Origin of the sequence: Curtobacterium herbarum, from assembly GCF_016907335.1 — a bacterium.
In the GTDB taxonomy this organism is placed as follows: domain Bacteria; phylum Actinomycetota; class Actinomycetes; order Actinomycetales; family Microbacteriaceae; genus Curtobacterium; species Curtobacterium herbarum.
The window spans coordinates 184,581-209,737 of sequence record NZ_JAFBBT010000001.1; the positions used below are offsets into that span (position 1 = coordinate 184,581).

General features: G+C 71.9%; 25 protein-coding genes. 18 read left to right on the plus strand and 7 right to left on the minus strand.

The window, feature by feature from the left end; all coding sequences use genetic code 11:
- Positions 1–40: 40 nt before the first annotated feature.
- The 6 genes from JOD51_RS17465 (at position 41) to JOD51_RS01015 (ending at position 7,863) form a co-directional block, all read left to right on the plus strand.
- Positions 41–130, plus strand: a complete 90-nt coding sequence (locus JOD51_RS17465; RefSeq protein WP_111074018.1) for a potassium-transporting ATPase subunit F — start codon at positions 41–43, stop codon at positions 128–130.
- The gene (kdpA, locus tag JOD51_RS00995; protein WP_204606660.1) at positions 130–1,812 is read left to right on the plus strand and encodes a potassium-transporting ATPase subunit KdpA; all 1,683 of its coding nucleotides are present in this window, start codon (positions 130–132) and stop codon (positions 1,810–1,812) included. The genes JOD51_RS17465 and kdpA overlap by 1 nt, the downstream gene beginning before the upstream one ends.
- Positions 1,812–3,953 carry a potassium-transporting ATPase subunit KdpB gene (gene kdpB, locus JOD51_RS01000; protein ID WP_204606661.1) on the plus strand — a complete coding sequence of 714 codons (2,142 nt, stop codon included), beginning with the start codon at positions 1,812–1,814 and terminating at the stop codon, positions 3,951–3,953. Before kdpA ends, kdpB begins: the two co-directional genes overlap by 1 nt.
- A gap of 2 nt (positions 3,954–3,955) precedes the next feature.
- Positions 3,956–4,561, plus strand: coding sequence for a potassium-transporting ATPase subunit KdpC (kdpC, locus tag JOD51_RS01005; protein ID WP_204606662.1), 606 nt, complete (start codon positions 3,956–3,958; stop codon positions 4,559–4,561).
- A 123-nt stretch (positions 4,562–4,684) separates the two neighbouring features.
- Positions 4,685–7,177, plus strand: coding sequence for an ATP-binding protein (locus JOD51_RS01010; RefSeq protein WP_204606663.1), 2,493 nt, complete (start codon positions 4,685–4,687; stop codon positions 7,175–7,177).
- Positions 7,174–7,863, plus strand: coding sequence for a response regulator (locus JOD51_RS01015; protein WP_204606664.1), 690 nt, complete (start codon positions 7,174–7,176; stop codon positions 7,861–7,863). The genes JOD51_RS01010 and JOD51_RS01015 overlap by 4 nt, the downstream gene beginning before the upstream one ends.
- Here JOD51_RS01015 and JOD51_RS01020 read toward each other — a convergent pair.
- The 3 genes from JOD51_RS01020 to JOD51_RS01030 all read right to left on the minus strand — a co-directional run bounded on the left by JOD51_RS01020 (position 7,839) and on the right by JOD51_RS01030 (position 9,883).
- On the minus strand, positions 7,839–8,519 hold the full coding sequence (locus JOD51_RS01020) for a nucleotidyl transferase AbiEii/AbiGii toxin family protein (protein ID WP_259558120.1): 681 nt from the start codon (positions 8,517–8,519) through the stop codon (positions 7,839–7,841). The genes JOD51_RS01015 and JOD51_RS01020 overlap by 25 nt on opposite strands.
- Complete coding sequence (locus JOD51_RS01025; protein WP_204606665.1) at positions 8,516–8,827, minus strand: transcriptional regulator; 312 nt, start codon at positions 8,825–8,827, stop codon at positions 8,516–8,518. The genes JOD51_RS01020 and JOD51_RS01025 overlap by 4 nt, the downstream gene beginning before the upstream one ends.
- Positions 8,828–9,058: 231 nt before the next feature.
- Positions 9,059–9,883 (minus strand): LuxR C-terminal-related transcriptional regulator, encoded by an 825-nt coding sequence (locus JOD51_RS01030; RefSeq protein WP_204606666.1) that lies wholly within the window; start codon positions 9,881–9,883, stop codon positions 9,059–9,061.
- Between the two features lie 113 nt (positions 9,884–9,996).
- Here JOD51_RS01030 and hxlB point away from each other — a divergent pair, with 113 nt between their 5' ends.
- The 7 genes from hxlB (at position 9,997) to JOD51_RS01065 (ending at position 15,680) form a co-directional block, all read left to right on the plus strand.
- Positions 9,997–10,569: a 6-phospho-3-hexuloisomerase gene (gene hxlB, locus JOD51_RS01035; RefSeq protein ID WP_204606667.1), complete on the plus strand. Its 573-nt coding sequence runs from the start codon at positions 9,997–9,999 to the stop codon at positions 10,567–10,569.
- Between the two features lie 20 nt (positions 10,570–10,589).
- Positions 10,590–11,219, plus strand: a complete 630-nt coding sequence (gene hxlA / locus JOD51_RS01040) for a 3-hexulose-6-phosphate synthase (protein WP_204606668.1) — start codon at positions 10,590–10,592, stop codon at positions 11,217–11,219.
- Between the two features lie 180 nt (positions 11,220–11,399).
- Entirely contained in the window at positions 11,400–11,867 is a 468-nt protein-coding gene (locus JOD51_RS01045) for a hypothetical protein (RefSeq protein ID WP_204606669.1), read from the plus strand.
- A gap of 127 nt (positions 11,868–11,994) precedes the next feature.
- Complete coding sequence (locus JOD51_RS01050) at positions 11,995–12,672, plus strand: response regulator transcription factor (RefSeq protein ID WP_204606670.1); 678 nt, start codon at positions 11,995–11,997, stop codon at positions 12,670–12,672.
- A complete protein-coding gene (locus tag JOD51_RS01055; RefSeq protein ID WP_259558112.1) occupies positions 12,665–14,062 on the plus strand; it encodes a sensor histidine kinase in 1,398 nt (465 codons plus the stop codon). The genes JOD51_RS01050 and JOD51_RS01055 overlap by 8 nt, the downstream gene beginning before the upstream one ends.
- 98 nt (positions 14,063–14,160) lie before the next feature.
- Complete coding sequence (locus JOD51_RS01060; protein WP_204606671.1) at positions 14,161–14,808, plus strand: PepSY domain-containing protein; 648 nt, start codon at positions 14,161–14,163, stop codon at positions 14,806–14,808.
- Between the two features lie 113 nt (positions 14,809–14,921).
- Positions 14,922–15,680 carry an alpha/beta hydrolase gene (locus JOD51_RS01065; protein WP_259558111.1) on the plus strand — a complete coding sequence of 253 codons (759 nt, stop codon included), beginning with the start codon at positions 14,922–14,924 and terminating at the stop codon, positions 15,678–15,680.
- Between the two features lie 67 nt (positions 15,681–15,747).
- On the opposite strand, the gene JOD51_RS01070 is transcribed toward JOD51_RS01065, so the two are convergent.
- Positions 15,748–17,100 carry an APC family permease gene (locus JOD51_RS01070; RefSeq protein ID WP_204606672.1) on the minus strand — a complete coding sequence of 451 codons (1,353 nt, stop codon included), beginning with the start codon at positions 17,098–17,100 and terminating at the stop codon, positions 15,748–15,750.
- A 158-nt stretch (positions 17,101–17,258) separates the two neighbouring features.
- On the opposite strand from JOD51_RS01070, the gene JOD51_RS01075 reads away from it, so the two are divergent.
- From JOD51_RS01075 to JOD51_RS01090, 4 genes are all read left to right on the plus strand, one after another.
- Complete coding sequence (locus JOD51_RS01075) at positions 17,259–18,029, plus strand: HAD family hydrolase (RefSeq protein ID WP_204606673.1); 771 nt, start codon at positions 17,259–17,261, stop codon at positions 18,027–18,029.
- The gene (locus JOD51_RS01080) at positions 18,026–20,533 is read left to right on the plus strand and encodes a glycoside hydrolase family 65 protein (RefSeq protein WP_204606674.1); all 2,508 of its coding nucleotides are present in this window, start codon (positions 18,026–18,028) and stop codon (positions 20,531–20,533) included. Before JOD51_RS01075 ends, JOD51_RS01080 begins: the two co-directional genes overlap by 4 nt.
- A gap of 148 nt (positions 20,534–20,681) precedes the next feature.
- Positions 20,682–21,449, plus strand: a complete 768-nt coding sequence (gene budC, locus JOD51_RS01085) for a meso-2,3-butanediol dehydrogenase (protein WP_204606675.1) — start codon at positions 20,682–20,684, stop codon at positions 21,447–21,449.
- A gap of 47 nt (positions 21,450–21,496) precedes the next feature.
- Positions 21,497–21,961, plus strand: coding sequence for a prevent-host-death protein (locus JOD51_RS01090; RefSeq protein ID WP_166780445.1), 465 nt, complete (start codon positions 21,497–21,499; stop codon positions 21,959–21,961).
- 116 nt (positions 21,962–22,077) lie between these two features.
- On the opposite strand, the gene JOD51_RS01095 is transcribed toward JOD51_RS01090, so the two are convergent.
- A complete protein-coding gene (locus JOD51_RS01095) occupies positions 22,078–22,599 on the minus strand; it encodes a DUF1697 domain-containing protein (protein WP_204606676.1) in 522 nt (173 codons plus the stop codon).
- Between the two features lie 92 nt (positions 22,600–22,691).
- Entirely contained in the window at positions 22,692–22,955 is a 264-nt protein-coding gene (locus JOD51_RS01100; RefSeq protein ID WP_204606677.1) for a hypothetical protein, read from the minus strand.
- A gap of 134 nt (positions 22,956–23,089) precedes the next feature.
- Here JOD51_RS01100 and JOD51_RS01105 point away from each other — a divergent pair, with 134 nt between their 5' ends.
- Positions 23,090–23,545 (plus strand): hypothetical protein, encoded by a 456-nt coding sequence (locus JOD51_RS01105; RefSeq protein ID WP_204606678.1) that lies wholly within the window; start codon positions 23,090–23,092, stop codon positions 23,543–23,545.
- Positions 23,546–23,645: 100 nt separating this feature from the next.
- Here the strand turns inward: JOD51_RS01105 and JOD51_RS01110 are convergent, their stop codons facing one another.
- Positions 23,646–25,115: an NCS2 family permease gene (locus JOD51_RS01110; RefSeq protein ID WP_204606679.1), complete on the minus strand. Its 1,470-nt coding sequence runs from the start codon at positions 25,113–25,115 to the stop codon at positions 23,646–23,648.
- Between the last annotated feature and the right edge of the window lie 42 nt (positions 25,116–25,157).

Genomic DNA, 25,157 nt, shown 5'->3' on the forward strand with positions numbered 1-25,157 from the left:
TCGGCGTGGTGGCACTGATCGCCAAGGGGGTGGAGCGGCTGTGATCGCCATCACCATCGCCGCCGCCGTCCTCGGCCTCGCCGCTGTCGTGTACCTCGTCTGGGCGCTCGTCCGCCCCGAGAAGTTCTGATGGGCACCGCGCAGACCTGGGCCGGCATCGCCCAGGTCGCCCTCCTCGTGCTGCTCCTCGTCGTGGCCCACCGGCCGCTCGGCGACTGGATGGCCCGCGTCTTCACGAGCACCCACCACGGCCGCATCGAGCGTGGCGTCTACCGTCTGATCGGTGTCGACCCCGACGCCGAGCAGTCGTGGGCCGCGTACCTCCGTGGCGTGCTGCTCTTCAGCGTCGCCGGACTGCTCCTCGTCTACCTGCTCCAGCGCATCCAGGTGGTGCTGCCGGGTGACCTCGGCCTGCCCGCCGTCGGTCCCGCGCTCGCGTTCAACACGGCGGCCTCGTTCGTCGCGAACACGAACTGGCAGTCGTACTCGCCCGAGGCCACCGTCGGCTACACCGTGCAGATGGCCGGCCTGGCGGTGCAGAACTTCCTGTCCGCCGCCGTCGGTCTCGCGGTCGCCGTCGCCCTGGTCCGCGGGTTCGCCCGTCGGAAGTCCGGCACGCTCGGCAACGTGTGGGTCGACGTGGTCCGCGGTACCGGGCGTCTGCTCCTGCCGCTGGCGTTCGTCTCCGCACTCGTGCTCGTCGCGGGCGGCATCATCCAGTCGTGGGGCGCCGGCACCGACGTCAGCACGCTGGCCGGTGGCACCCAGCACATCCCGCACGGCTTCGTCGCCTCGCAGGAGGCCATCAAGGAGCTCGGCACGAACGGCGGTGGGTACTTCAACGCCAACTCGGCCCACCCGTTCGAGAACCCGCAGGCGTGGACGAGCCTCTTCGAGGTCTTCCTCATGCTCGTCATCCCGTTCTCGCTGCCCCGCACCTTCGGCAAGATGGTCGGCGACACCCGCCAGGGCACCGCGATCGTCTCCGTGATGAGCGGCATCTTCCTGGTGTCCCTGGCCGCGATGTCGATCGCCGAACTCGCCGGTGGCGGGTCCGCGACGCACGCCGCCGGAGCCGCGATGGAGGGCAAGGAGGTCCGCTTCGGCATCCTCGGCTCGACGCTCTTCGCCACCGCGACGACCTCGACGTCCACCGGCGCCGTGAACGCCATGCACGACAGCTTCACCCCGCTCGGCGGCATGATGGCGCTGATCAACATGATGCTCGGCGAGGTCACCCCGGGCGGTGTCGGGTCCGGCCTGTACGGCATGCTCGTGCTCGCCGTCATCACGGTCTTCATCGGTGGTCTGCTCGTCGGCCGCACGCCGGAGTACCTCGGCAAGAAGATCCGCGCCAAGGAGATGACCTACGCCGCGCTGTACATCCTGGTCACCCCGACCGTGGTGCTCACCGGTACGGCCCTGTCGCTCCTGATCCCCGGCGTCCGCGAGCAGGTGCTCGGCACGTCGCTCTTCAACCCGGGCAATCACGGCCTGTCCGAGCTGCTCTACGCGTTCACCAGCGCCGGCAACAACAACGGCTCGGCCTTCGGTGGCCTGACCGCGAACACGACGTGGATGAACTCCGCGCTCGGCGTCGCGATGCTGCTCGGCCGATTCGTGCCGATGGTGTTCGTCCTGGCGCTCGCCGGGTCGCTGGCCAAGCAGGACAAGGTGCCGGCGACCGTCGGCACGCTGCCCACGCACCGGCCGCTGTTCATCGTGCTCCTGGGCGGCGTCGCCGTCATCGTCACCGCACTCACGTACTTCCCGGTGCTCGCACTGGGCCCGCTCGCAGAAGGACTGTCCTGATGACCACCCTGACTCCCGAGACGGAGCAGCACACCGCTGAGCAACCGGGCCGACGCTCGTCGGCCTTCGGACCCCGGCAACTCGCCGCGGGCCTCCCGGGTGCGTTCCGCAAGCTGGACCCCCGGCTGATGTGGAAGAACCCGGTGATGTTCATCGTCGAGGTGGGAGCCGCCCTGACGACGGTCACCGCCGTCGTCGAGCCCTTCACCCGGTCGGGAGGCTCGGCGGACTCCGCCGCGCCCGTCCCGTCCTCCTTCACCATCGCGATCGCCGTCTGGCTCTGGCTGACGGTCGTGTTCGCGAACCTGGCCGAGTCCGTCGCCGAGGGGCGCGGCAAGGCGCAGGCCGACACCCTCCGCAAGACCCGCTCGACGACCAGCGCCCGCCGCGTCGTCGGCTACTCGGCATCCGACCCGGCCGCACTGTCCGCCGGCACGGAGGACGTCGCCTCGGTCGACCTGGCGAAGGGCGACCTGGTGGTCGTCGTCGCCGGCGAGGTGATCCCCGGCGACGGGGACGTCGTCGACGGCATCGCCTCGGTCGACGAGTCCGCCGTCACGGGTGAGTCCGCTCCGGTGATCCGCGAGTCCGGTGGTGACCGCAGCGCCGTCACCGGTGGCACCCGGGTGCTGTCGGACCGGATCGTGGTGCGCATCACCTCGACCCCGGGCGAGACCTTCATCGACCGGATGATCCGTCTGGTCGAGGGCGCCGCCCGCCAGAAGACGCCGAACGAGATCGCGCTGAACATCCTGCTCGCGTCGCTGTCGATCGTCTTCGTGATCGTCTGCCTCACCATGCAGCCGATCGCGGGGCTCGTCGGCTCGACCGTCAGCATCACGGTGCTCATCGCGCTGCTCGTCTGCCTGATCCCGACCACCATCGGCGCGCTGCTCTCCGCGATCGGCATCGCCGGCATGGACCGGCTCGTGCAGCACAACGTCCTGGCGATGTCCGGGCGTGCGGTCGAGGCCGCCGGTGACATCACCACGCTGCTCCTCGACAAGACCGGCACGATCACGTACGGCAACCGCCGCGCCTCCCGGGTCGTCCCGGTGCCGGGCGTGACCGAGCCGGAGCTGATGGCGGCAGCAGCGCTCTCGAGCGCCGCCGACGGCACGCCCGAGGGCCGCTCGATCGTGGACCTGGCGCTCGCCGCCGGGGTCTCCACGCCCCTCCCGGCCGGCGGGGTCGAGGTGCCGTTCACGGCGCAGACCCGGATGTCCGGCGTCGACCTGCCCGACGGCTCCTCGGTCCGGAAGGGTGCCGCAGCCGCGGTGCTCAGCTGGGCTGACACCAGCGACGCCGGTGTCACCGCCGCGATCGACGCGACCGTCGCGGAGATCTCCGACCAGGGCGGCACACCGCTCGTCGTCGGCCGTCGCGACGCGGCCGGCACCGTGCAGCTGCTCGGTGTCGTCCACCTCAAGGACGTCGTCAAGGACGGTCTGGCCGAGCGGTTCACCGAGCTGCGCAGCATGGGCATCCGCACCGTCATGATCACCGGCGACAACCCGCGCACCGCCAAGGCCATCGCGGCCGAGGCCGGCGTCGACGACTACCTCGCCGAGGCCACCCCGGAGGACAAGCTCGCGCTGATCCGCCGGGAGCAGGAGGGCGGCAACCTCGTCGCCATGACCGGTGACGGTACGAACGACGCACCGGCCCTGGCGCAGGCCGACGTCGGCGTGGCGATGAACACCGGGACGACCGCGGCCAAGGAGGCCGGCAACATGGTCGACCTCGACTCGGACCCGACGAAGCTCATCGACGTCGTCCGGATCGGCAAGCAGCTGCTCATCACCCGCGGTGCCCTGACCACGTTCTCGATCGCCAACGACATCGCCAAGTACTTCGCCATCATCCCGGCGATGTTCCAGGCGACGTTCCCCGGCCTCGGTGCGCTGAACATCATGCACCTGCACTCCCCGGCGTCGGCGATCCTGTCGGCGATCATCTTCAACGCGCTCGTCATCGTGGCGCTCATCCCGCTGTCCCTGCGTGGCGTCAAGTACCGCGCAGCCTCGGCGTCGTCGATCCTCGGCCGCAACCTGCTCGTCTACGGGCTCGGCGGCGTCATCGTCCCCTTCATCGGCATCAAGTTGATCGACCTCGTCGTCGGTCTCATCCCGGGGTTCTAGTCATGGCTTCCTCTTCTCGCTCCTTCCTCCGCTCCACCGGTGTGGCCGTCCGCCTCACCCTCCTGGCCACCGTCGCCCTCGGCGTCGGCTACCCGCTCGCTGTCTGGGGTGTCGGCCAGGCCGCCTTCCACGACCAGGCGAACGGCTCGATGGTCACCGACTCCTCCGGCACCACCGTGGGGTCCTCGTTGATCGGGCAGTCGTTCACCGGCAAGGACGCGGCCCGCTGGTTCCAGTCCCGTCCCTCCGCCGCCGGCGAGCACGGGTACGACGCCAACGCCTCGTCCGGGTCGAACCTCGGCCCGTCCAACCCCGACCTGACCAAGGCGATCGAGGAACGACGTGCCGCGATCGCCAAGGCCGACGGCGTGCCCGCGTCCGAGGTCCCGGCGGACGCGCTGACGGCCTCCGGCTCGGGGCTCGACCCGGACATCAGCCCGGAGTACGCCCGCCTGCAGGTCGCCCGTGTGGCCGCGGCCCGCGGCGTCTCCGAGGCCCGGGTCCGTGCCCTGGTCGCCGAGCACACCGAGTCCCGGCAGCTCGGGTTCCTCGGGGACCCGGCGGTCAACGTCCTCGAGCTGAACCTGGCGCTGGCGAAGCTCGGCTGACCCCCCGCGAAACACCGGTGTTCGTCCGTCAAACACACGCCGTGCGCGGTGTGACGGACAAACACCGGTGTTCCGCAGAAGCACGCACACCCGGTACGACCGCAGACAGGAGAGGATGAGCGCGTGAAGCGAGGGAAGCTGCGGGTGCTGCTCGGTGCGGCCCCCGGCGTGGGCAAGACCTACACGATGCTCGAAGAGGGCCGCCGGATGGCCGACCACGGCCGTGACGTGGTCGTCGCCGTCGTCGAGACCCACGGCCGCGCCGCCACCGCCGCACTCGTCGACGGACTCGAGGTCGTCCCCCGCCGCACGGTCGAACACCGCGGGGTCGCGCTCGACGACATGGACCTCGACGCCGTCCTCGCCCGCCGTCCCGAGGTCGCCCTGGTCGACGAACTCGCCCACACCAACGCCCCCGGCAGCCCGCACGAGAAGCGCTGGCAGGACGTCGAAGCACTGCGGGCCGCAGGCATCGACGTCATCTCGACGGTGAACGTCCAGCACATGCAGTCCCTCGGCGACGTCGTCCGCGAGATCACCGGCACCGTCCAGCGCGAGACCGTCCCCGACGCCGTGGTCCGCGCCGCCGACCAGATCGAGGTCGTCGACCTGTCCCCGCAGGCCCTCCGCGACCGGCTGTCCGACGGGCTCGTGTACCCGGCCGCCCGGATCGACGCGGCCCTGTCGAACTACTTCCGCCTCGGCAACCTCACCGCCCTCCGCGAGATCGCCCTGCTCTGGCTCGCCGACGAGGTCGACGACGCCCTCAAGCGCTACCGCGCCGAACACGGCATCGCGAACCGGTGGGAGACCCGGGAGCGCGTCCTCGTCGCCCTCACCGGCGGCCCCGAGGGCGAGACCCTGCTCCGCCGCGGGGCCCGCATCGCCGCCCGCTCGGCCGGCGGGGAGCTCGCCGCCGTGCACGTCACCACGAACGACGGCCTGCGCGAACGACACCCGGGCGCCCTCGGCAAGCAGCGCGCCCTGCTCGAACAGCTCGGCGGCACCTACCACCAGGTCGTCGGCGACGACGTGCCCACCACCCTGGTCCGCTTCGCCCGCTCCGTCGACGCCACCCAGATCGTCATCGGCATCAGCCGCCGCAGCCGACTCGTCGCCGCCCTCACCGGCCCGGGCATCGGCAGCACCGTCATCCGCGAGTCCGGCGACATCGACGTGCACGTCGTCACCCACGAACGCGCCGGCGGCGGCCTGGCCCTGCCGAAGCTCGGCGGCAGCCTGTCCCGCTCCCGGATCGTGGCGGCGTTCCTGCTCGCCCTGGTCGCCGGCCCCGTCATGACCTGGCTCCTCAGCCTGACCGACGACCCCGACTCGATCACCGTCGACGTGCTCGCCTACCAGCTCCTCGTGCTCGTCGTCGCCCTGATCGGCGGCATGCTGCCCGCCGTGTTCGCCGCCGTCCTGTCCGGACTGAGCCTCGACTTCTTCTTCGTCCGACCCCTGCACCAGGTCACCGTCCAGCAGCCCTGGCACCTGTTCGCCCTGGTCATGTACGTCGTCAGCGCGGTGCTCGTCAGCTTCGTCGTCGACCGGTCCGCCCGACGCTCCCGCACCGCACGCCGGGCCGCCGCCGAGTCGGGGCTCCTCGTCGGCATCGCCGGCAGCGTCCTCCGCGGTGACGACGCCCTCCAGGCCCTCGTCGAGCGCACCCGCGAGGCCTTCGGCTTCGCCGGGGTCCGCGTCCGCCAGGGCGACGAGGTGCCGGCCACGTCGGGGACGTTCGGCGACGAGCCGGACGCGGCCACGACCCTCCCGTCCGGCGCCGTCCTGGAGTTCGCCGGCGCGCCCGACGACCCCACCCAGCGGCGGCTGCTGCGCGTCGTCGAGCAGCAGCTCGACGCCGCCCTGGAACACCGCGCCCTCACCCGCACCGCCGTCGACGCGGAACGCATCGCCGCCGTCGACCGGGTGCGGAGCGCCATCCTGGCCGCCGTCAGCCACGACGTGCGCCGGCCGATCGCCGCCGCCAGCGCCGCCGTCCAGTCACTCCGCGCACGCGACGTCCGGTTGGGCGAGGCCGACCGGGAGGCGCTCCTCGCGACCGCCGACGAGAGCCTCCGTCAGCTGGCGGTCCTGTTGGCCGACCTGCTCGACGTCAGCCGCGTGCAGGCCGGGGTGCTCGCCGCCGCCCCCGTCCCCACGGCACTCGACACGGTCGTCGCGCCCGCACTCGACGAACTCGAGCTCGGCCCGGAGGACGTCGACCTCGACCTGCCCGCCGAACTGCCGCCGGTCCTCGCCGACCCGGTGCTGCTGCAGCGCGTCGTCGTGAACCTGCTCGCCAACGCCGTCCGGTACTCACCCGACGCCGAGCGTGTCCGGATCGCGGCGAGCGCCTTCGCCGGCGGGGTCGAACTCCGCGTCGCCGACCGCGGCCCGGGGATCCCCGAGGACCGCCGCGAAGACGTGTTCCAGCCGTTCCAGCGGCTCGGGGACACGGACAACGAGACCGGACTCGGACTCGGCCTGGCGCTCGCACGCGGGTTCACCGAGGGCATGGGCGGCACGATCGAGGTCGACGACACCCCCGGCGGTGGGCTCACCGTCGTGGTGCGGCTGCCGATCGCGGGACACCTGGGAGTGGTGGGCAGATGAAGGTCCTGATCGCGGACGACGACGTGCAGCTGGTGCGGGCGCTCGCCGTCACGCTCGGTGCCCGGGGGTACGACGTCGTCACCGCCCGTGACGGTCGGGCGGCCATCGACGCCGTCATCACCGAGCGGCCGGACATCGTGCTGCTCGACCTCGGCATGCCCCGGCTGGACGGCATCGGGGTGCTCGAGGGCATCCGCGGGTGGTCGCAGGTGCCGGTGCTGGTGCTGTCCGGGCGGACGGACTCGAGCGACAAGGTCGACGCCCTGGACGCCGGCGCGGACGACTACGTGACGAAGCCGTTCCAGATGGACGAGCTGCTGGCACGGCTGCGGGCGCTGGGCCGACGACGGGCACCGGCGGCCGGGACGGAGGCGACGCCGACCATCCGGATCGGGGACCTCGTCGTGGACCTCGTCGCGAAGCAGGTCACCGCGCCGGACGGTCCCGCGATCCGACTGACCCCGACCGAGTGGCGGCTGCTCGAGGTCCTCGTGACGAACCCCGACCGGCTGTTGACGCGCGAGATGCTGCTCACCGAGGTGTGGGGGCCGACGCACGGCACCGACTCCGGGTACCTGCGGCTGTACATGGCGCAGCTGCGGCGGAAGCTCGAGCCGGAGCCGTCGCACCCCCGGTTCCTGGTCACCGAGGCGGGGATGGGCTACCGGTTCGCGCCGGCCGGCTGATCCGGCGCGGCGGCGCGGATCGACGCCGCCCACGCCAGCATGCGTCCACGCAACGCGTCGACCTCGGCGGACTCGATCCCGTACTCCGCGAAGCGGTCGTCAGCCACACGGGACACGAGGTCGAGTTGCTGCGCGAACATCCGGCTGTCGTACCCGTCGTCACGTTCGGCGACGAGCCGCAGGAGCTCCGTGTCTGACCACCGACCGGAGGTGCGGATCGCGTCGACGTCGATGAAGTCGCGCACCTCGAGCCGACCGTAGAGCGCATCCAGCTTCGAGGCGACGGCATCGTCGGCGGCGAGGACCGGTCCGATGGCGAGCTGTGACGGCGCACTGCCTCGCCAGTCGTAGCCCAGGTCGAGCTCGACCCGGTCGCCGTCGGCCGTCGTGACCAGCAGCTGCGCGAACAACTCTGCCCGGCGCCGCACCTCGACCCCGTGGCCGGCGGCAGTCAGGACGCCGACCGCGTCCTCGACGGCCGTGCGGAAGAGCTCCTGGTCGTACCGGTCCGTGAACAGGTCGACATCGCGGGTCGCGCGGTCGACGAGCCCGTGCTCCCGGATCGCACCCGATCCGGCGAGGACGAACCCGTGTCCTCCCACGGCTCTGAGGACGGTCGCGGCGATCGAGCGTTGCAGCGCCCGGATGTCGGTCACGCGGTCAGCTCCGGGAAGCGTGTCTCCCAGCGAGCGCGGATGCGTGCCGGGAGCAGCAGGTCCGGCCAGGTGCGGATGAGGAGGTCCCTGTCGAGCAGCGACTCCTGCGCCCGGACGCCGCCCTCGCGGAGGACCGCCTGGTAGGCCTTCACGACGTCCGAAGCCGATGCGAGGTCGACGAGCGGATCGGGTCCCCAGTAGACGTCGAGCGGGAGCACGAGTGGCCCGGAACCGGGTCCACGGAGGTCGTCGAGTGACCGGACGACGTCGATCGGCTTGACGTCCTGGAACAGCACGCGCGGGGTCATCGCACCTCCTCGCTCCCGATCGTGCCAGAGCACCGCGGATCGTGCCAGGTCGGTCCGGAACGGCGTGACGCGGCACGGTCGGGAGGCTGTCGGGTCGCCGTCGTGCAGGTGGCGGGTCCCTGTCGTGGCGCCGATCGGACCCGCACAACCCTGTCCCGCTCGCGCCGCGGCATCCCGTGGTTCGAGCGGGATGCTGTTGGGCGGCGACAGCTCAGCCGGGCAGCCCGCCGCTCAGCCGGCGTGCGCGTGCGCCGCGAGCTCCGCCCGGGTCCGGGCGCCGTGCTTCCGGAGCAGGTTCGCCACGTGGTACTTCACCGTGTTCACGGTGATGCCGAGGCCGTCCGCGATCTCCCGGTTGCCGACCCCGGTCGCCACGAGCCGCAGCACGTCGAGTTCGCGGGGCGTCAGGTCGGAGTCCTCGGGGACCGGGGCGGAGGCGACGGGCGGGTCGAGCGGCACCGTCACGTCGATCACGGATCCCCACCCGGGCGTCGAGTCGACCCGCATCTGCCCGGCCAGTGCCGCGACCCGTTCGGCGATCGGCCGCATCGCGTCGTCCTGCACGTCGTGCGTCCCGGCACCGTCGTCACGGAGCTGCATGAGCAGGTTCCGGCCGTCGCAGTCCCACTGGATGCGGACCCGGTTCGCCCGGCCCTCGTCGACCAGGGTGAGCACCGCCGTCCGGACCACCGCGCGGGCAGCGTGGGCGACGTCGCCGGGCAGGGCGCGTCCGTTCGCGGGCGGCTCGACGAACTGCACGTCGAGACCGCCGAACCGGACCAGCGGGCGCAGGTCGGCCCGGAGGCGCGAGAACGCCCCGGCGACCGGCTCCAGCAGGACCTCGCGCTGCCGGTCCGTCGACGTCCGCAGGTCCACGAGCGCCGCCGAGGCGATCTCGACCGCCTCGGCCCGGGCGGCGGCGTCGCCGACCCGGGGGGAGCGGAGCACGGCCAGCACGGACTCGAGCGTCAGCGTGTGCCGGTCGGCCTGGTCGGCGAGCAGGCGAGCGTGCTCGGCGGGGGTGATCCGGGCCTCCCGGCCGGGCTGCGTGTCCATCTGGACGAACCTACCCGCCCCGCCCTTCCGCGGACGGGGAGCCGTCCGAACGGGTGGGGCGCCCGCCGTGTCGGGTAGCGGCGTGCGCAGGTGTGGGGGAGCACTGTTGTTGCATGACCACACACACGCTCGCTGCGGCGCTCGACCTCGTCAGCCACGAACTCGACGACCTCGTCGACGGGGTGGCCGAGGGCGACCAGGCCGCCGCCGACCGGGCACTCGACCTGCTCGACGGTGCCGAGCGTGTGTTCGTGCACGGCGCCGGACGCTCCGGGCTCGCGCTGCGGATGACCGCGATGCGGCTGATGCACCTCGGGCTCGACGTCCACGTCGTCGGCGAGGTCACGACCCCCGCGATCGAGTCCGGCGACGTCCTGCTCACCGCGAGCGGGTCGGGCACCACCGGCAGCATCGTGCAGGCCGCACGGACCGCCGTGGACGTCGGCGCGCAGGTCGTCGCCGTCTCCACGACCACGTCGTCGCCGCTCGCCGAGCTGGCCGAGGTCACCCTCGTGCTGCCGGCCGCGACGAAGACCGACCGCTCCGGAACGGCCTCGGCCCAGTACGCCGGCGGCCTCTTCGAGCAGGGCGTCGTCTTGCTCGGCGACGCACTGTTCCACGCGCTGTGGCAGCGCAGCGGGCACTCCGCCGACGACCTCTGGCCGCGGCACGCCAACCTCGAATGACCCCTTCGGAAGGAACCACCATGCAGCTCCAGTTCGCCATCGACACCCTCTCCACCGAGACCGCCCTCGAACTCGCCGCCCAGGCAGCCCCGCACGTCGACATCCTCGAGCTCGGCACCCCGCTCGTGAAGAGCGCCGGCGTCGCGGCCATCACGGCGATGAAGGAAGCCCACCCGGACAAGATCGTGTTCGCCGACCTCAAGACGATGGACGCCGGTGAGCTCGAGGCCGACATGGCGTTCCAGGCGGGCGCCGACCTCGTCACCGTGCTCGGCGTCGCCGGGGACAGCACCATCGTCGGCGCGGTCGCCGCGGCGAAGAAGCACGGCAAGGGCATCGTCGTCGACCTGATCGGCGTCCCCGACAAGGCCGCCCGTGCCCGCGAGGTCACCGAGCTCGGCGTCGAGTTCGTCGAGGTGCACGCCGGCCTCGACGAGCAGGCCGAAGAGGGCTTCACCTTCGACACGCTGCTCGAGGAGGGCAAGGCCTCGGGCGTGCCGTTCTCGATCGCCGGTGGCGTGAAGGCGTCCTCGGTCGCATCGGTCAAGGCCGCCGGTGCCCGTGTCGCCGTCGCCGGCAGCGCGATCTACAGCGCCTCGGACGTCGGCGCTGCCGCGGCCGAGATCCGCGCCGCGATCGACGCCGCGTAGTCCTTCCGCAACACGCAACGTGGGCGGTTCCACGCAGCGGTACTCCGTTGCGTGGGGCCGCCCACGTTGCGTTTCTCGGGGAGCCCGGCCGGGAGGCCCGTGGCCGGCTCCGTCTTCCGGCTGACCCGGCACCACCGTTCGGCCGATGTCACCGTCCCCCGCGCTGCCTAGCGTGGAGCCATGACTTCGGGGTGGGACGCGTGGGGGCAGGACGACGACTGGGAACGGTGGACGGCCAGGCCGCCACGGGCCGAGCGCGAGCCGATGGAGCGGGTCGAACGCCCGTCCCGGGAGCGGGCACGGACGCTGGCCGTCGTGACGAGCATCGGCGTGCTGCTGTGGTGTGTCGGACTGCTCGCGATCGTCCAGCGCGCCGGGGCCTGGGGTGTCCCGCTCGGTGGCGTGGCACCGAGCAACATCGACGGGGGGTCACCGCACCAGGTGGACCGTATCCGAGCGGTGTGGGGCATGTTCCAGCTGACGACGCTGCCGGTCATGGTGGTCCTGTCCGCCGCGGCCGCGTGGTCGGCCCGCCGACGTCGGATGCGGTGGAGTCCCGCGGTGGCCCTGCTCCTCAGCGGCGTCGGCATGCTGGTCGGCCTCGGGCTCGTCCTGCAGGGCCTCCAGACCTGGGCGCTCAGTCGCTGACGGCCTCCCAAGACGCAACGTGGGCGGTTCCACGCAGCGGTACTCCGTTGCGTGGAGCCTCCCACGTTGCGTTTCGCGGGGGAGCCGGCTTCAGCGCCGGTTCAGGCCGCTCGGCCATGCTCGGACGATGCGCGTGCTGGTGGTCGACGACGAGGTCCGGCTCGCCGAGGGCATCCGGAACGGGCTCCAGGCCGAGGGGTTCGCCGTCGACGTCGCCCACGACGGCGTCGACGGCCTCTGGTACGCCCGCGAGAACCCCTACGACGCCATCGTCCTCGACCTGATGATGCCCGGCATGAGCGGCTGGAAGGTCTGCGAGACCCTCCGCGCCGAGCAGGACTGGACCCCGGTGCTCATGCTCACCGCCAAGGACGGCGAGTGGGACCAGGTCGACGCCCTCGACGCCGGTGCCGACGACTACGTGACGAAGCCGTTCTCGTTCCCGGTGCTGGTCGCGCGTCTCCGTGCGCTCGTCCGGCGGGGGTCCCGGGAACGGCCCACGGTCCTCCAGGCCGGTGACCTGCGCCTGGACCCGGCGGCGCGACGGGTGTGGCGGGGCGAGGTCCTGCTCGACCTGACCAGCCGGGAGTTCACGGTCCTCGAGTACCTCATGCGCCACCCCGGCCAGGTGCTGTCGAAGCGCGACGTCATCGCGAACGTCTGGGACGACGACTTCACCGGCGACCCGAACATCGTCGAGGTGTACGTCGGGCACCTCCGCCGCGCGGTCGACCGCCCGTTCGGCCGGAACGCCATCGAGACCGTCCGCGGGGCCGGGTACCGCCTCGACGCCGACGGTGGCTGAGCGCACGGCAGCCCGGTCGGGCCGGCCGCCTCGGTCGCGCCGGCCCGCGTCGATCCGCGCACGCGCGACGGGAGGCGCGGCCCTCGTCGTCCTCGTCGCCCTGGCCCTCGGGGCGGTCGCCTTCGTCGGGGTCCTCCGCACCTCGCTCTCCGACGGCGTACGGACCGCCGCCGAGCAGACCCTCGACAGCCTGAGTACCCGGGTGGAGGCCGACGGCGCAGCCGCAGTGGAGGCGGAGGACGACGACGTGCTCGCCCAACTGCAGGACGCCGACGGCCGGGTGCTCGCCCGCGCCGACGACAGCCCCGCTCGGCCGCTCGACACCGCGGAGGAGTCCCGCTCCCGGCACGACGGCGAGCGGTGGCTGCTCGTCGCCGACGACGTCGACCTGCCGGACGGCGGCGAGGGCACCCTGGTCGTCGGCGCACCCCTGGAGGACGCCGACGCCGCCGTCCGGACCGTGAGCGTGCTGCTGGCGGGGGCGGTCCCCGTCGTCGTGGCGCTGATGTCGCTCGTGACGTGGTTCGTCGTCGGCCGGGCCCTGCGCCCGGTCGACCGGATGCGCCGCGAGGTCGACGCCGTCGAGGGCACGAACCTCCACGCCCGCGTCGACGAACCGGGCTCGGGTGACGAGGTCGACCGGCTCGCCGCGACCATGAACCGGATGCTCGGGCGGCTCGAGGCGTCGCAGCAGGCGCAGCGGCAGTTCGTCTCTGACGCCTCGCACGAGCTGCGCTCCCCGCTCGCGACGATCCGGCAGCACGCCGAGGTCGCCCGCGCCCACCCGGAGGTCACCGGCACCGCGGACCTCGCCGACGTCGTCCTCGACGAGGGAGCCCGGCTGCAGGAGCTCGTCGAGTCGCTGCTCCTGCTCACCCGTGTCGACGAACGCGGCCGCGACCGGGACCGGGCGGTGGACCTCGACGACCTCGTGTTCACCGAGGCCTCCCGACCACGCTCCGTCCGCGAGACGGACGGAGCGGCCGTGCGTACGGACGGCCGCGCGGCCGTGCGGGTGGACGTCTCCGGTGTGACCCCGGCCCGGGTCCGCGGCGACGACCGGCTGCTCGGCCGGGTGGTGCGGAACCTCGTCGACAACGCCGTCCGGCACGCCGAGCAGACGGTGGTCGTGGGGCTCGGGACCGCCGACGGCAGCGCGGTCCTCACCGTGGACGACGACGGGCACGGGATCCCGGAGGTCGACCGGGCCCGCGTGTTCGAACGGTTCGTCCGGCTCGACGAGGGGCGCGCTCGGGACGCCGGTGGGTCGGGGCTGGGGCTCGCGATCGTCGACGCCGTCGTCCGGGGGCACGGCGGCAGCGTCGTGGTGTCGGCAGCGCCCGGCGGGGGAGCGCGGTTCACGGTGCGGCTGCCGCTCCTGCACGACTGAACGGGCGGGCACGGGCAGAGGCGCAGGCCGGACCGGCGCCCGGCGTCGCCCCAGGTCGCTTCAGGTCTGCTTCAGTGCCCGGTGCCCAGGGTGGTCCCATGCAGACCACGACGAAGACCACCGCCCGCCGCATCGCCCTGATCACCGCGCTCCCGCTCGTCGGGGCCCTGGCGCTCACCGGCTGCTCGTCGGACGACGACGACCGCGACGACGTGGCCGCACCGGCGGCCTCCGCACCGGCAGCCTCCACTCCCGCCGCGTCCGCGCCGTCCGTCGCCTCGGGTGACGGAAGTGCCGCCACCGCCGCCGGGAACGACGCCCTCCCCACCGCCGCCGCGACCGCCCGGAAGGCCGTCGGCTCCGGCACCGTCACCTCGATCGAGCAGGAGGCCGGCGGCACCTCGTGGGAGGTCCTCGTCGTCACCTCCGACGGCACAGAGCAGGAGGTCCACGTCGACGTCGACGGCCGGCGCACCACGGCCGGCCCGACGAAGGAGACCTCCGACGCCGACGACGTCGCCGAGGCGAAGCGGTTCGTCGCGGCCGCCGACCTGTCGGTCGCACAGGCCGCCTCCGCCCTCACGAAGACCGTCTCCGGCACCGTGACCGAGCTCGCCCTCGACGACCACGCCGGCGCGGTCGTCTGGGAGGGCGAGGTCCGCGACGCGTCCGGCACGAAGCACAGCATCCGCATCGACGCCGGCAGCGGCGAGGTCGTCACGAACACGGTCGACACCGACGACTGACCTCGCCGGCCTCGCGGAACGCAACCCGAGCGACACCGCGCAACGACACACCGTTGCGGGGCGTCGCTCGGGTTGCGTCTTGCGGGTCAGGCGGCAGCAGTAGCGTCGGCGGGGTGAGCACCGCACGAACCAGCCCGGCCCGTCGACACCGCGCGCTGCGGATCGGCGGGTGGGTCGTCGCCGTCCTGCTCGTGCTGGTCCTGGTGTTCCTCGTCTGGGCGCACATCGTCATGCAGGGCACCCGCTCCGCCGCCCTCACCGTCTGGCGCGACGACCGGGTGTCCGTCCGCGACGCTGGCGACTCCGTCGTGATGACCCCGACGGGCACCCCGGACGGCGTCGGCCTGGTGTTCGTCCCCGGCGCGAAGGTCGACCCGTACGCCTACATGGCGACCTTCCGGCAGGTCGTCGCGGACGGCACGACGGTCATCATCACGAAGCCGACCCTCAACCTGGCGTTCTTCGACACCCGGGCCCTCTCGGTCTTCCAGGCGCACGCCCCCGACGTCCGCACCTGGGCCGTCGGCGGCCACTCCCTCGGCGGCGTCCGCGCCTGCCAGCTGGCGGACGGTCCCGACGTCGCCGGGCTGCTGCTCCTCGGCAGCTACTGCGCGAACGACCTGTCGGACAGCGACCTCGACGTGCTCAGCGTCTCCGGCTCGCGCGACGGCCTGTCGACGCCGGACAAGGTCGCCGCCGCCCGCGACGAACTCCCGTCCGACGCCACGATGACGCAGGTCACCGGCGCGAACCACGCCGACTTCGGCGCGTACGGCGCGCAGCCGGGCGACCGGACGGCGACGATCAGCCCCGACGAGGCACGGCGGGCGATCACCGCCGCGATCGAGAGCTGGGTGCGCGACCTGCGCTGACGCGCACCAGCCGGAGCCGCATCGCGGGGCGCGCCTCCAGACCGGCCGGGAGGCCCGCCCGCCCCCGTCACGACGCGGACGTCTCCGAGTCGGTGCGGTCGCGACCCCGCGTCGCCCGGGCGACGAAGAACAGGACCACGCCGACCGCGAGCAGGACCGCCGCGTACAGCCAGACCTGCCCGCTCTGCTGCGTGAGCAGCAGGACGCAGGAGGCGACACCGAGCACGGGCACGAACGTCCACACCCGGAAGTGCTCGTGCTCCACCCGGTCCTTCCGCAGCACCAGGACCGCGACGTTCGTGCTGATGAACACGAAGAGCAGCAGCAGCACGACGGTCTCGGCGAGCGTGCCGACGTCGCCGACCAGGGTGAGCAGCATCGCGACCACGGTCGTCGCGACGATCGCCGTCCACGGGGTCTTCCGGTTCGGCAGGACCCGGCCGAGCAGGCGCGGCAGCAGTCGCTGCTCGGCCATGCCGTAGGTAACGCGGCTCGCCATGATCATGGTGAGCAGGGCGCCGTTCGCCACCGCGACCAGGGCGATGATGCTGAACACCCAGTCCGGGATCGGCACGCCGGTCGCAGCGACCACCGCGAGCAGCGGGCCGCTCGAGTCGGACAACTCCGACGCGGGCAGGGCGATCGAGCTGGCGAGCGCGACGAGCACGTAGACGACGCCGGCCGTGGCGAGGGAGCCGAACAGCGCGCGCGGGTAGACCTTCCGGGGTTCGCGGACCTCCTCAGCGACGTTGGCGGACGTCTCGAAGCCGACGAACGAGTAGTAGGCGACGATGGCCGCGCTCAGGGTCGCGAGCGCCGGGTTCGCCTCGGCGGGGAACGCACCGATGCGGGAGACGTCACCGCCACCGCCGCCCACCATCACCGCGACCGTGACGATCACGATGACCAGGCCGGACAGCTCGATGATCGTCATGACGACGTTGCTCCGCAGCGAGTCCGAGATGCCGCGGGCGTTCAAGCAGGCGACGAGGGCCAGGAACACGATCGCGGCCGGCACCGGCGGGACGTCGATGAACGTGCCGAGGTAGTCGCCGGCGAAGGCGAGCGACAGTCCCGCGGCACTCGTGACACCGGCGGCGAGCATCGAGAACCCGACCAGGAACGACACCAGCGGCACCTTGTACGCCCGCTCGGCGAACACCGCGGCGCCACCGGCCTTCGGGTACTTCGTGACGAGTTCGGCGTAGGAGCCCGCGGTCAGCAGGGCCAGCAGCAGGGCGAGCAGGAGCGGTGCCCACAGCGCCCCGCCGACGTCCTTCGACAGGGTGCCCATCAGGGCGTAGATGCCCGCCCCGAGCACGTCGCCCAGGATGAACAGGAACAGCAGGGGGCCGGTGATCGCCTGCTGCAGCTTCGATCCGGTCCCGTCCTGCGGCGGCGCTGCGGTGTCAGAGGTCATGCCCGCGAGCGTCCAGGTGCCGGGCTGGACGCGCCTCCAGATCCGCGCTCCCCGGACGTGCACGGCACGCTCCCCTCTTGGAGCACGGCGCGGCGGAGCGGTCCTAGAGTTGACCCGCAGCAATCGTGTTCGACACCGCTCCCCTGGAAGGTCTGCCCATGACGTCGTCGGAACGGCGAACCCCTGCAGCGCTCGCTGAACAACGAGCCCTCCTCTTCGACCTGGACGGCGTCCTGACGCCCACGGCCGAGGTGCACATGCGTGCCTGGAGCCGGCTCTTCACGCCGTACCTCGCGCACCACGGGGTCGCCCCGTACACGGAGCAGGACTACTTCGCGTACGTCGACGGCAAGCCCCGGTACGACGGGGTCCGCTCGCTGCTGCAGGCCCGCGGCATCGACCTGCCCGAGGGCACCCCGGACGACGACCCGACGCTCGACACCGTCTGCGGGCTCGGCAACCGGAAGAACGCCGAGTTCACCGCGGAGCTGCAGGAGCACGGCGTCTCGCCGTACCCGGGCTCGGTGCGGTTCCTCACCGCGGCGATCGACGCCGGGTACGAGGTCGCCGTCGTCTCCAGCTCCGCGAACGCGAAGCAGGTGCTCCGGACCGCCGGCATCATCGACCGCTTCGCGGTCATCGTCGACGGTGCCGTCGCCCGCGCCGACGGTCTCGCCGGCAAGCCCGCGCCCGACACCTACCTCGACGCCGCGACACGCTTCGGGCTGACCGCAGCCCAGTGCGTCGTCGTCGAGGACGCCACCAGCGGGGTCGAAGCGGGCCGGAACGGGGCGTTCGGTCTGGTCATCGGGGTCGACCGCGGCGCCGGTGCCGATGCCCTCCGCGAGCACGGTGCGGACGTCGTCGTGACCGACCTCGCCGAGCTGCTGCCCGACCTGTCTGCCGCCGACTCCGGGAAGACCGCATGAACCCCATCACCTCCGACCCCCTCGACCGTGTCCGGTACCCGGTCGACGAGTGGGCGCTGATCGAGACCGAGTACGCGGACGAGCAGGGCGTCGACGAGACGAACTTCGCCGTCGGCAACGGGTACCTCGGCCTCCGCGGCAACTTCGACGAGGGCCGCGGCGGCGTGCAGTACGGCACGTACGTCAACGGCTTCCACGAGACCTGGCCGATCCGGCACGCCGAGACCGCGTTCGGGTTCGCGAAGACCGGGCAGACGATCATCAACGTCCCCGACGCCAAGGTGATCCGCCTGTACGTCGACGACGAGCCGCTCGTCCTGTCCGAGGCCGACATCCTGCGCCACAGCCGCCGGCTCGACTTCCGCGGCGGCTACCTGCTGCGCGAGACCGAGTGGTCGACGCCGTCCGGCAAGCGGGTGCTCATCCGCTCCCGACGCCTGGTGTCCTTCGTCGAGCGGCACCTCGCCGTCATCGACTACGAGGTCACCATGCTCGACCACGACGCCTCGGTCCTGCTGTCGAGCCAGGTGCTCAACCGCCAGGACGTCGCCGACGAGTACCACGCCGGCATGAAGGCGGCCGCGGCGGCGTTCGACCCGCGCAAGGCCGAGTCCTTCACCGACCGGGTGCTGCAGCCCCGGTTGAAGCGGAACGCCGGTTCCCGCTCCCTGCTCGGCTACCAGGCGACGAGCTCGGGCATGACGATCTGCGTCGGCGTCGAGCACCGGATCGAGACCGAGAACAGCTGGGACGAGACCTCGAGCATCGAGGACGACCTGGCGAAGCACGTCTACCGGGTGCAGGCGAAGGCCGGGCAGCCGATCCGCCTGGTGAAGAGCGTCGTCTACCACACGTCCCGCGGCGTGCCGGCGCGCGAGCTCGCCGACCGCTGCGACCGCACCCTGGACCGCGCGAAGTACGAGAGCGTGGAGCAGGTCTTCGGTGAGCAGCGCAAGTGGCTCGACGACTACTGGGCCCGCAGCGACGTCGAGATCGCGGGCAAGCCCGAGGTGCAGCAGGCCGTCCGCTGGAACCTGTTCCAGCTGGCGCAGGCCACGGCCCGCACCGACGGCCACGGCATCGCGGCGAAGGGCGTCACGGGCTCCGGCTACGGCGGTCACTACTTCTGGGACATGGAGATCTACGTCCTGCCGTTCCTGTCGTACACGGCGCCGATCGTCGCCCGGAACGCCCTCCGGTTCCGCTACAACATGCTCGACGCCGCACGGTCCCGCGCCCGTGAGCTGAACCAGCGCGGTGCCCTGTTCCCGTGGCGCACGATCAACGGCGAGGAGTCCAGCGCCTACTACGCCGCCGGCACCGCGCAGTACCACATCGACGCGGACATCGCCCATGCACTGATGCAGTACGTGCGGGCCTCCGGGGACACCGACTTCTTGAAGCGCGGCGCCATCGACATCCTGGTCGAGACCGCCCGGCTGTGGGAGGACCTGGGCTTCTGGCGCTCGAACGGCGACCAGAAGTTCCACATCGACGGCGTCACCGGCCCGGACGAGTACACGACCGTCGTCGACGACAACATGTACACGAACGTGATGGCCCGGGCGAACCTGTGGTCCGCCGTCAACGCCTGCCGGCACCTCGCCGTGGACGACCCGGACGAGTACGCGCGGATGATCCGTCGGACCGGCCTCGACCAGTCCGAGGTCGAGAGCTGGGAGCGCGCCGCCGAGTCGATGGAGATACCGTTCGACCCGCACCGCGGCATCCACCCGCAGGACGCCCAGTTCCTCGACAAGGAGCTGTGGGACCTCGAGCGCACGCCGGAGTCCAAGCGGCCGCTGCTGCTGCACTACCACCCGCTGGTCATCTACCGGTTCCAGGTGCTCAAGCAGGCCGACGTCGTGCTCGCGCTGTTCCTGCAGGGCCACGAGTTCACGCCCGCCGAGAAGCGCCGCGACTTCGACTACTACGACGCCCTCACCACGGGGGACTCGACGCTGTCGGCGGTCGTGCAGTCGATCATGGCGGCCGAGGTCGGCTACCACGAGCTCGCCGACCAGTACTTCCAGACCGCGCTCTACGTCGACCTCGCCGACCTGCACGGCAACACCACCGACGGCGTGCACATCGCGTCGACCGGTGGCATCTGGGGTGCGCTCGTCAACGGCTTCGGCGGCATGCGCGACCACGGTGGGCGCCTGACGTTCAACCCGCGACTGCCGATCGACTGGGACCGTCTGACCTACCGGATGACGGTCCGCGGCTCCCGCGTGCGCGTCGACCTCGAGCAGCACGCGATGACCTTCACGGTCGAGTCCGGCGACGGCCTCGACGCCTGGGTCCACAACCAGCACATCGAGGTCCGGCCCGGCGACCCGACCGTCGTGCCGTTGCCGCACCAGGGCCCGCGGATGGCCGGGCACGCGCCGACCACCAGTGACATCCAGGGGACGCTCCGCGCTGACGGTTCGGTGATCACCGCCTCCATCCCGACGATCTCGCTGGAACGCGCGACGGAGAACGAGGACACCACCGCCTGACTCGGCCGGGAGGCCCGCCCTCCGTCCGCCGTCGATGCCCGCCTCCGCCTGGACCGCCGTCCAGGGCGGGGCGGGCATCGTGGTCACCCGTGTCCTCCGGGCCGACGGTGTCCCGCCACGGGGACCACCGACGCGAGAGGAACACACCATGAGCAAGCGGTTCGAGGGCAAGGTCGCGATCGTCACCGGCGCGGGGTCCGGCATCGGCGAGGCCACCGCACGCGCGTTCGTCGCGGAGGGCGCCGGCGTCGTCCTGGTCGACAGCGTCGCGGACAAGGTCCGAGCCGTCGCGGATTCACTGCCGACGGCGCAGGCACTGTGGCTGCAGGCCGACGTGGCCGACCCGGACGCCTGGCAGACGGTCGTCGACGCGGCGATCGACCGGTGGGACCGGCTCGACGTGCTCGTCAACAACGCCGGGACGTTCACTTCGGGTGACATCACGGACATCTCGCCCACGGAGTGGCACCGGGTCGTCGAGACGGACCTGTCGAGCGTGTTCTACGGCACCCGGGTGGCGCTGCCGTTCCTCCGCGAGACGAAGGGGTCGATCGTGAACACCTCGTCGGTGTCCGGCGAGGCCGCGGACTGGCGGATGAGCCCCTACAACGCGGCGAAGGGCGGCGTCTCGAACTTCACGAAGGCGGCGGCGCTCGACAACGGCGGGTTCGGCGTGCGGGTGAACGCCGTCGCACCGGGCCTGATCTGGACCGACCTGACCCGGTCGCAGGCGGAGGACGAGGAGCTCAAGCGGGAGTTCTCGGAGCGGATCGCCCTCGGTCGCGGTGGTCGGTCGGAGGAGGTCGCGGCGGCGGTGCTGTTCCTGGCGAGCGACGAGGCGTCGTTCATCACGGGAGCGGTCCTGCCCGTCGACGGCGGCACGATGGCGAGCAACGGGCAGCCGGCGCAGGCCTGACGTCCGCGGGTCTTGCGTTCAGAACGCGTTCTGAATAGCCTCAATCCATGACTCTCCTCGCAGCCCCGCGTCGACGGCGCACCGTCCAGTCCTCCGATCTGTCGCGGCACGCCAAGGACGTCTTCGCGGCGGCCGAGCAGGAACCCCTCGAGGTGACCCGCCGCGACGGCGCGCCGCTCGTCCTGACCACCAAGGAGCGGTCGGACGAGGACGAAGCCGTGCTCGACATCGCCGCGGAGCTCATCGCTGCCGTCACGGTGAACGAGGAACTGCCGCTGCACGAGCGTCTCGCGATCCCGTACCCGTGGATCGGCATGCTCAGTCGCGAGGACCAGCGGCAGTTCGCCCGTGAGATCGTCGAGGTGGCGCGTGGCTCCTTCGCGCTCCGGCAGCCACGCCGTCTGCTCCTCGAGATGCAGGCGTGGCGCAACTCGGCCGAGGCGATCGCCGCCGGCTGGGGTTCGGTCGAGCCGGAGCCCCTCGCACGACCGGTCGTCGTCGAGAAGCCCTGAGCGGTGGTGCCGCGGCGATCGGGGGTCGCTCGCCCCGTCCGGACCCCGATGTCCACACGCGCCACCCGAACCAGACCAAGTGATCTCGGTCGGCACGACGGCGGGCGGCGTGCCGTTCAGAGCAGCTTGCGGAGCGTGTTCGTGTTGCGGGCCGTCGTGGTCCGCTTGAACCGGGCAGCTCCGGCGCGCTTCGCGAAGGCGGTCGACGTGCTCGACCCCTTCGGGCACGACCAGTAGACGACGCCGTCCCCGCGCGCGACCTGCTCGACCGACGGGTCGAGGTCGAGTCCGGCGAGCAGGTCGTCGAGTGCGGCGGGCTCGGATGCGAACACTGCGTAGTCGTGCCGGTCGGCCGTGGACGCGAAGGGGAACCCCGCGACGAGGTCGGCGAGGGCGTCGTGCCGGACGAGGACGATCCAGGCGTCGTACCCGAAGCGCTCCCGGAGGGCCTGCTCCACGGACGACCGCAGCACCGAGGGCTCGACGGGGTCCGCGGCGGTGAACACGACGTTGCCCGAGGCCAGGACCGTCCGGACGTCGGTGTGCCCGAGGGAGCGGAACGGCTCGGCGAGGTCGGCGCTCCGGATCGTGATGCCGTTCACGTTGACCCCGCGCAGCAGGGCGACCCAGGTCGTCATGCCGCGACCGTAGCGCGGCGCCGGGTCGGGGTCCACACCCGCCGCGGGGCCGTCGACGGCGCTCACGTCCAAGACGGGGCCGTCCACGGCGCTCACGTCCAGGTCCGGGCGACGGTCCAGCCGTCGCCGTCCGGCACGATGTCCAGCACCAGGGTCTCGCCGTCCTCTGCGGTCGCCTGGAAACGCCACCCGGCGGTCCGTTCCGGCGCGTGAGTGATGGCGGTGGGCAGGTCGGACGGGGTCGTGGTCAGCCGGGTCGGGACGTCGGTGACGCGCCATCGACGGCCGAGCCAGACCAGTCGGACGGGTGTGCCACCGGTCCACCACACGGTGACCGCGGTGTCGACGATCATCATCAGGAGCCTCCTCGTTCGAACACGTGTTCGAATGCTAGGTCGGCCATCCGACACCCGCAAGCGCTCCGGCGTGCCGTGTTCGCTCTGCGGGGACGCCGACAACAGGGCGAGGAGCAGTCGTGTAGACGAGCATCATGACGAACGACGACAACCAGGGTCCCGACGCCGCACACCAGGTCCCGGACGGGGTCTCGGAAGCGACGGTCGAAGCCCTCGGCAGCCTGTCCGCGGCGCTCGAGGTCATCGAGCACGCCCGCGGTCTCCTGTACGGCTTCCACCGCCTGACCGGCACCGCCGACCTGAACATCGGCGAGGCGGTGGAGCAGCTGCGGAAGGCCGGGCACACCGAGCTCGCGGAGCGCATCGACACCGAGCTCGTCGGCCGGAACGTGATCGCCGGTCGGTGGACGTTCCAGGTCGTCGAGGACTACGACGACGGCTACTACGCGACCGCGAAGGAGCTCGAGCGCACCGCGCGTGAGCAGCTCGTCGGTGGCAAGCGCCACCTGTTCGAGGCGGGCATGAAGGAGGACCGGCGCACGCCGGCCCACCGCCACCACGAGGCCAAGCCCACCGACCTGCCGGACTGAGCCGCGCCTCCCGCCCGTCCCCTCCGCGGAACGCAACGTGGGCGGTTGCTCGCCACGGAACACCGTTGCGAGCAACCGCCCAGGTTGCGTTCAGCGGGGGTCAGCCGACGCCGAGCGCCGCCTCCAGCGGACCGCGGGCGAAGTACAGCAGGAAGCCCGCGGCGACGACGTACAGCAGCCACGACACCTCGCGCCCCTTGCCGGACAGCGCCTTGATGAGCACCCAGCTGATGAAGCCCGCGCCGATGCCGTTCGCGATCGAGTAGGTCAGCGGCATCACGACGATGGTCAGGAACGCCGGCAGCGCCGACCCGAAGTCCGACCAGTCGATGTCCGCGACCTGCGCCACCATGAGCGCGCCGACGACGACGAGTCCGGCGGCGGCGACCTCGAGCGGCACCACCTGGGTCAGCGGCGTCAGGAACATCGACGCCAGGAACAGCAGGCCCGTGACGACCGAGGCCATGCCGGTCCGGGCGCCCTCACCGATGCCGGCGGCGGAGTCGATGAACACCGTGTTCGACGACACCGAGGCGCCACCACCCGCGATGGCACCGGCACCCTCGACGACGAGCGCCGCACGGAGACGGGGGAACGTGCCGTCCTTCTCCGCGACCCCGGCGGCCTTCGCGAGCCCGGTCATCGTGCCCATGGCGTCGAAGAAGTTCGTGAAGACCAGCGTGAAGACGAGCATCGACGCGGCGAGCGGACCGATCCGGGCGAACGCGCCGAAGTCGAACTGGCCGACGAGCGACAGGTCGGGGAAGGCGAACAGCGCGCTCGGCAGACCCGGGGCGTTGAGGTTCCAGCCGGTCTTCGAGTCGACCGAGGTCGGCACGTGGAACACCGCCTGCAGGATGATCGCGATGATCGTCGTCGCGATGATGCCGATGAGCAGCGCGCCCTTGACCTTGCGGGCCATCAGCGTGCCGATGATCACCAGGCCGATCAGGAACACGATCGTCGGCAGGGCCCCGACCGAGCCGTCCTCACCGAGCTGCAGCGGCGGGGACGCCAGGCCCGAGGACCGCACGAAGCCCGAGTCGACCAGGCCGATGAACGCGATGAACAGGCCGATGCCGACCGTGATCGCCGCCTTGAGCTGCGCGGGCACGGCGGTGAAGATCATCGTCCGGATGCCGGTCAGCGCCAGGATCACGATGATCACACCGTTGATGACGACGAGACCCATCGCCTCGGCCCACGTCACCTGGTGCACGACGCTCACGGCGAGGAACGAGTTGATCCCGAGGCCCGCCGCGATGCCGAACGGCAGGTTCGCGACGACACCCATCGCGATGGTCATGAGACCGGCGACCAGGCCGGTGGCCGCGGCCACCTGAGCGTTCTCGAGCCATCCGCCGCTGACGTCCTTGGCGGCCTGGTCGGCGCTGAACCCGCCGAGGATGAGTGGGTTGAGGATGACGATGTAGGCCATCGTCACGAAGGAGACGAGACCACCACGGATCTCTCGGGGGATGGTCGATCCGCGCTTCGTGACCGAGAAGAAGCGGTCGAGGCCGGATGCGACGCTGTTCCGGGGCGGGCTGGATGTCTGCGGGGCGCTCACCGCAGAAGTTTAAAGGAACCTGGGACCGCCGGCACGTCGCGG

Excerpts from the sequence above, each read along its gene's own strand:
- kdpA (WP_204606660.1), top strand. The coding sequence starts at position 130 with ATGGGCACCGCGCAGACCTGGGCCGGCATCGCCCAGGTCGCCCTCCTC.
- kdpB (WP_204606661.1), top strand. The coding sequence starts at position 1,812 with ATGACCACCCTGACTCCCGAGACGGAGCAGCACACCGCTGAGCAACCG.
- kdpC (WP_204606662.1), top strand. The coding sequence starts at position 3,956 with ATGGCTTCCTCTTCTCGCTCCTTCCTCCGCTCCACCGGTGTGGCCGTC.
- JOD51_RS01015 (WP_204606664.1), top strand. The coding sequence starts at position 7,174 with ATGAAGGTCCTGATCGCGGACGACGACGTGCAGCTGGTGCGGGCGCTC.
- JOD51_RS01025 (WP_204606665.1), bottom strand. The coding sequence starts at position 8,827 with ATGACCCCGCGCGTGCTGTTCCAGGACGTCAAGCCGATCGACGTCGTC.
- JOD51_RS01030 (WP_204606666.1), bottom strand. The coding sequence starts at position 9,883 with ATGGACACGCAGCCCGGCCGGGAGGCCCGGATCACCCCCGCCGAGCAC.
- hxlB (WP_204606667.1), top strand. The coding sequence starts at position 9,997 with ATGACCACACACACGCTCGCTGCGGCGCTCGACCTCGTCAGCCACGAA.
- hxlA (WP_204606668.1), top strand. The coding sequence starts at position 10,590 with ATGCAGCTCCAGTTCGCCATCGACACCCTCTCCACCGAGACCGCCCTC.
- JOD51_RS01045 (WP_204606669.1), top strand. The coding sequence starts at position 11,400 with ATGACTTCGGGGTGGGACGCGTGGGGGCAGGACGACGACTGGGAACGG.
- JOD51_RS01050 (WP_204606670.1), top strand. The coding sequence starts at position 11,995 with ATGCGCGTGCTGGTGGTCGACGACGAGGTCCGGCTCGCCGAGGGCATC.
- JOD51_RS01060 (WP_204606671.1), top strand. The coding sequence starts at position 14,161 with ATGCAGACCACGACGAAGACCACCGCCCGCCGCATCGCCCTGATCACC.
- JOD51_RS01070 (WP_204606672.1), bottom strand. The coding sequence starts at position 17,100 with ATGACCTCTGACACCGCAGCGCCGCCGCAGGACGGGACCGGATCGAAG.
- JOD51_RS01075 (WP_204606673.1), top strand. The coding sequence starts at position 17,259 with ATGACGTCGTCGGAACGGCGAACCCCTGCAGCGCTCGCTGAACAACGA.
- JOD51_RS01080 (WP_204606674.1), top strand. The coding sequence starts at position 18,026 with ATGAACCCCATCACCTCCGACCCCCTCGACCGTGTCCGGTACCCGGTC.
- budC (WP_204606675.1), top strand. The coding sequence starts at position 20,682 with ATGAGCAAGCGGTTCGAGGGCAAGGTCGCGATCGTCACCGGCGCGGGG.
- JOD51_RS01090 (WP_166780445.1), top strand. The coding sequence starts at position 21,497 with ATGACTCTCCTCGCAGCCCCGCGTCGACGGCGCACCGTCCAGTCCTCC.
- JOD51_RS01095 (WP_204606676.1), bottom strand. The coding sequence starts at position 22,599 with ATGACGACCTGGGTCGCCCTGCTGCGCGGGGTCAACGTGAACGGCATC.
- JOD51_RS01100 (WP_204606677.1), bottom strand. The coding sequence starts at position 22,955 with ATGATGATCGTCGACACCGCGGTCACCGTGTGGTGGACCGGTGGCACA.
- JOD51_RS01105 (WP_204606678.1), top strand. The coding sequence starts at position 23,090 with ATGACGAACGACGACAACCAGGGTCCCGACGCCGCACACCAGGTCCCG.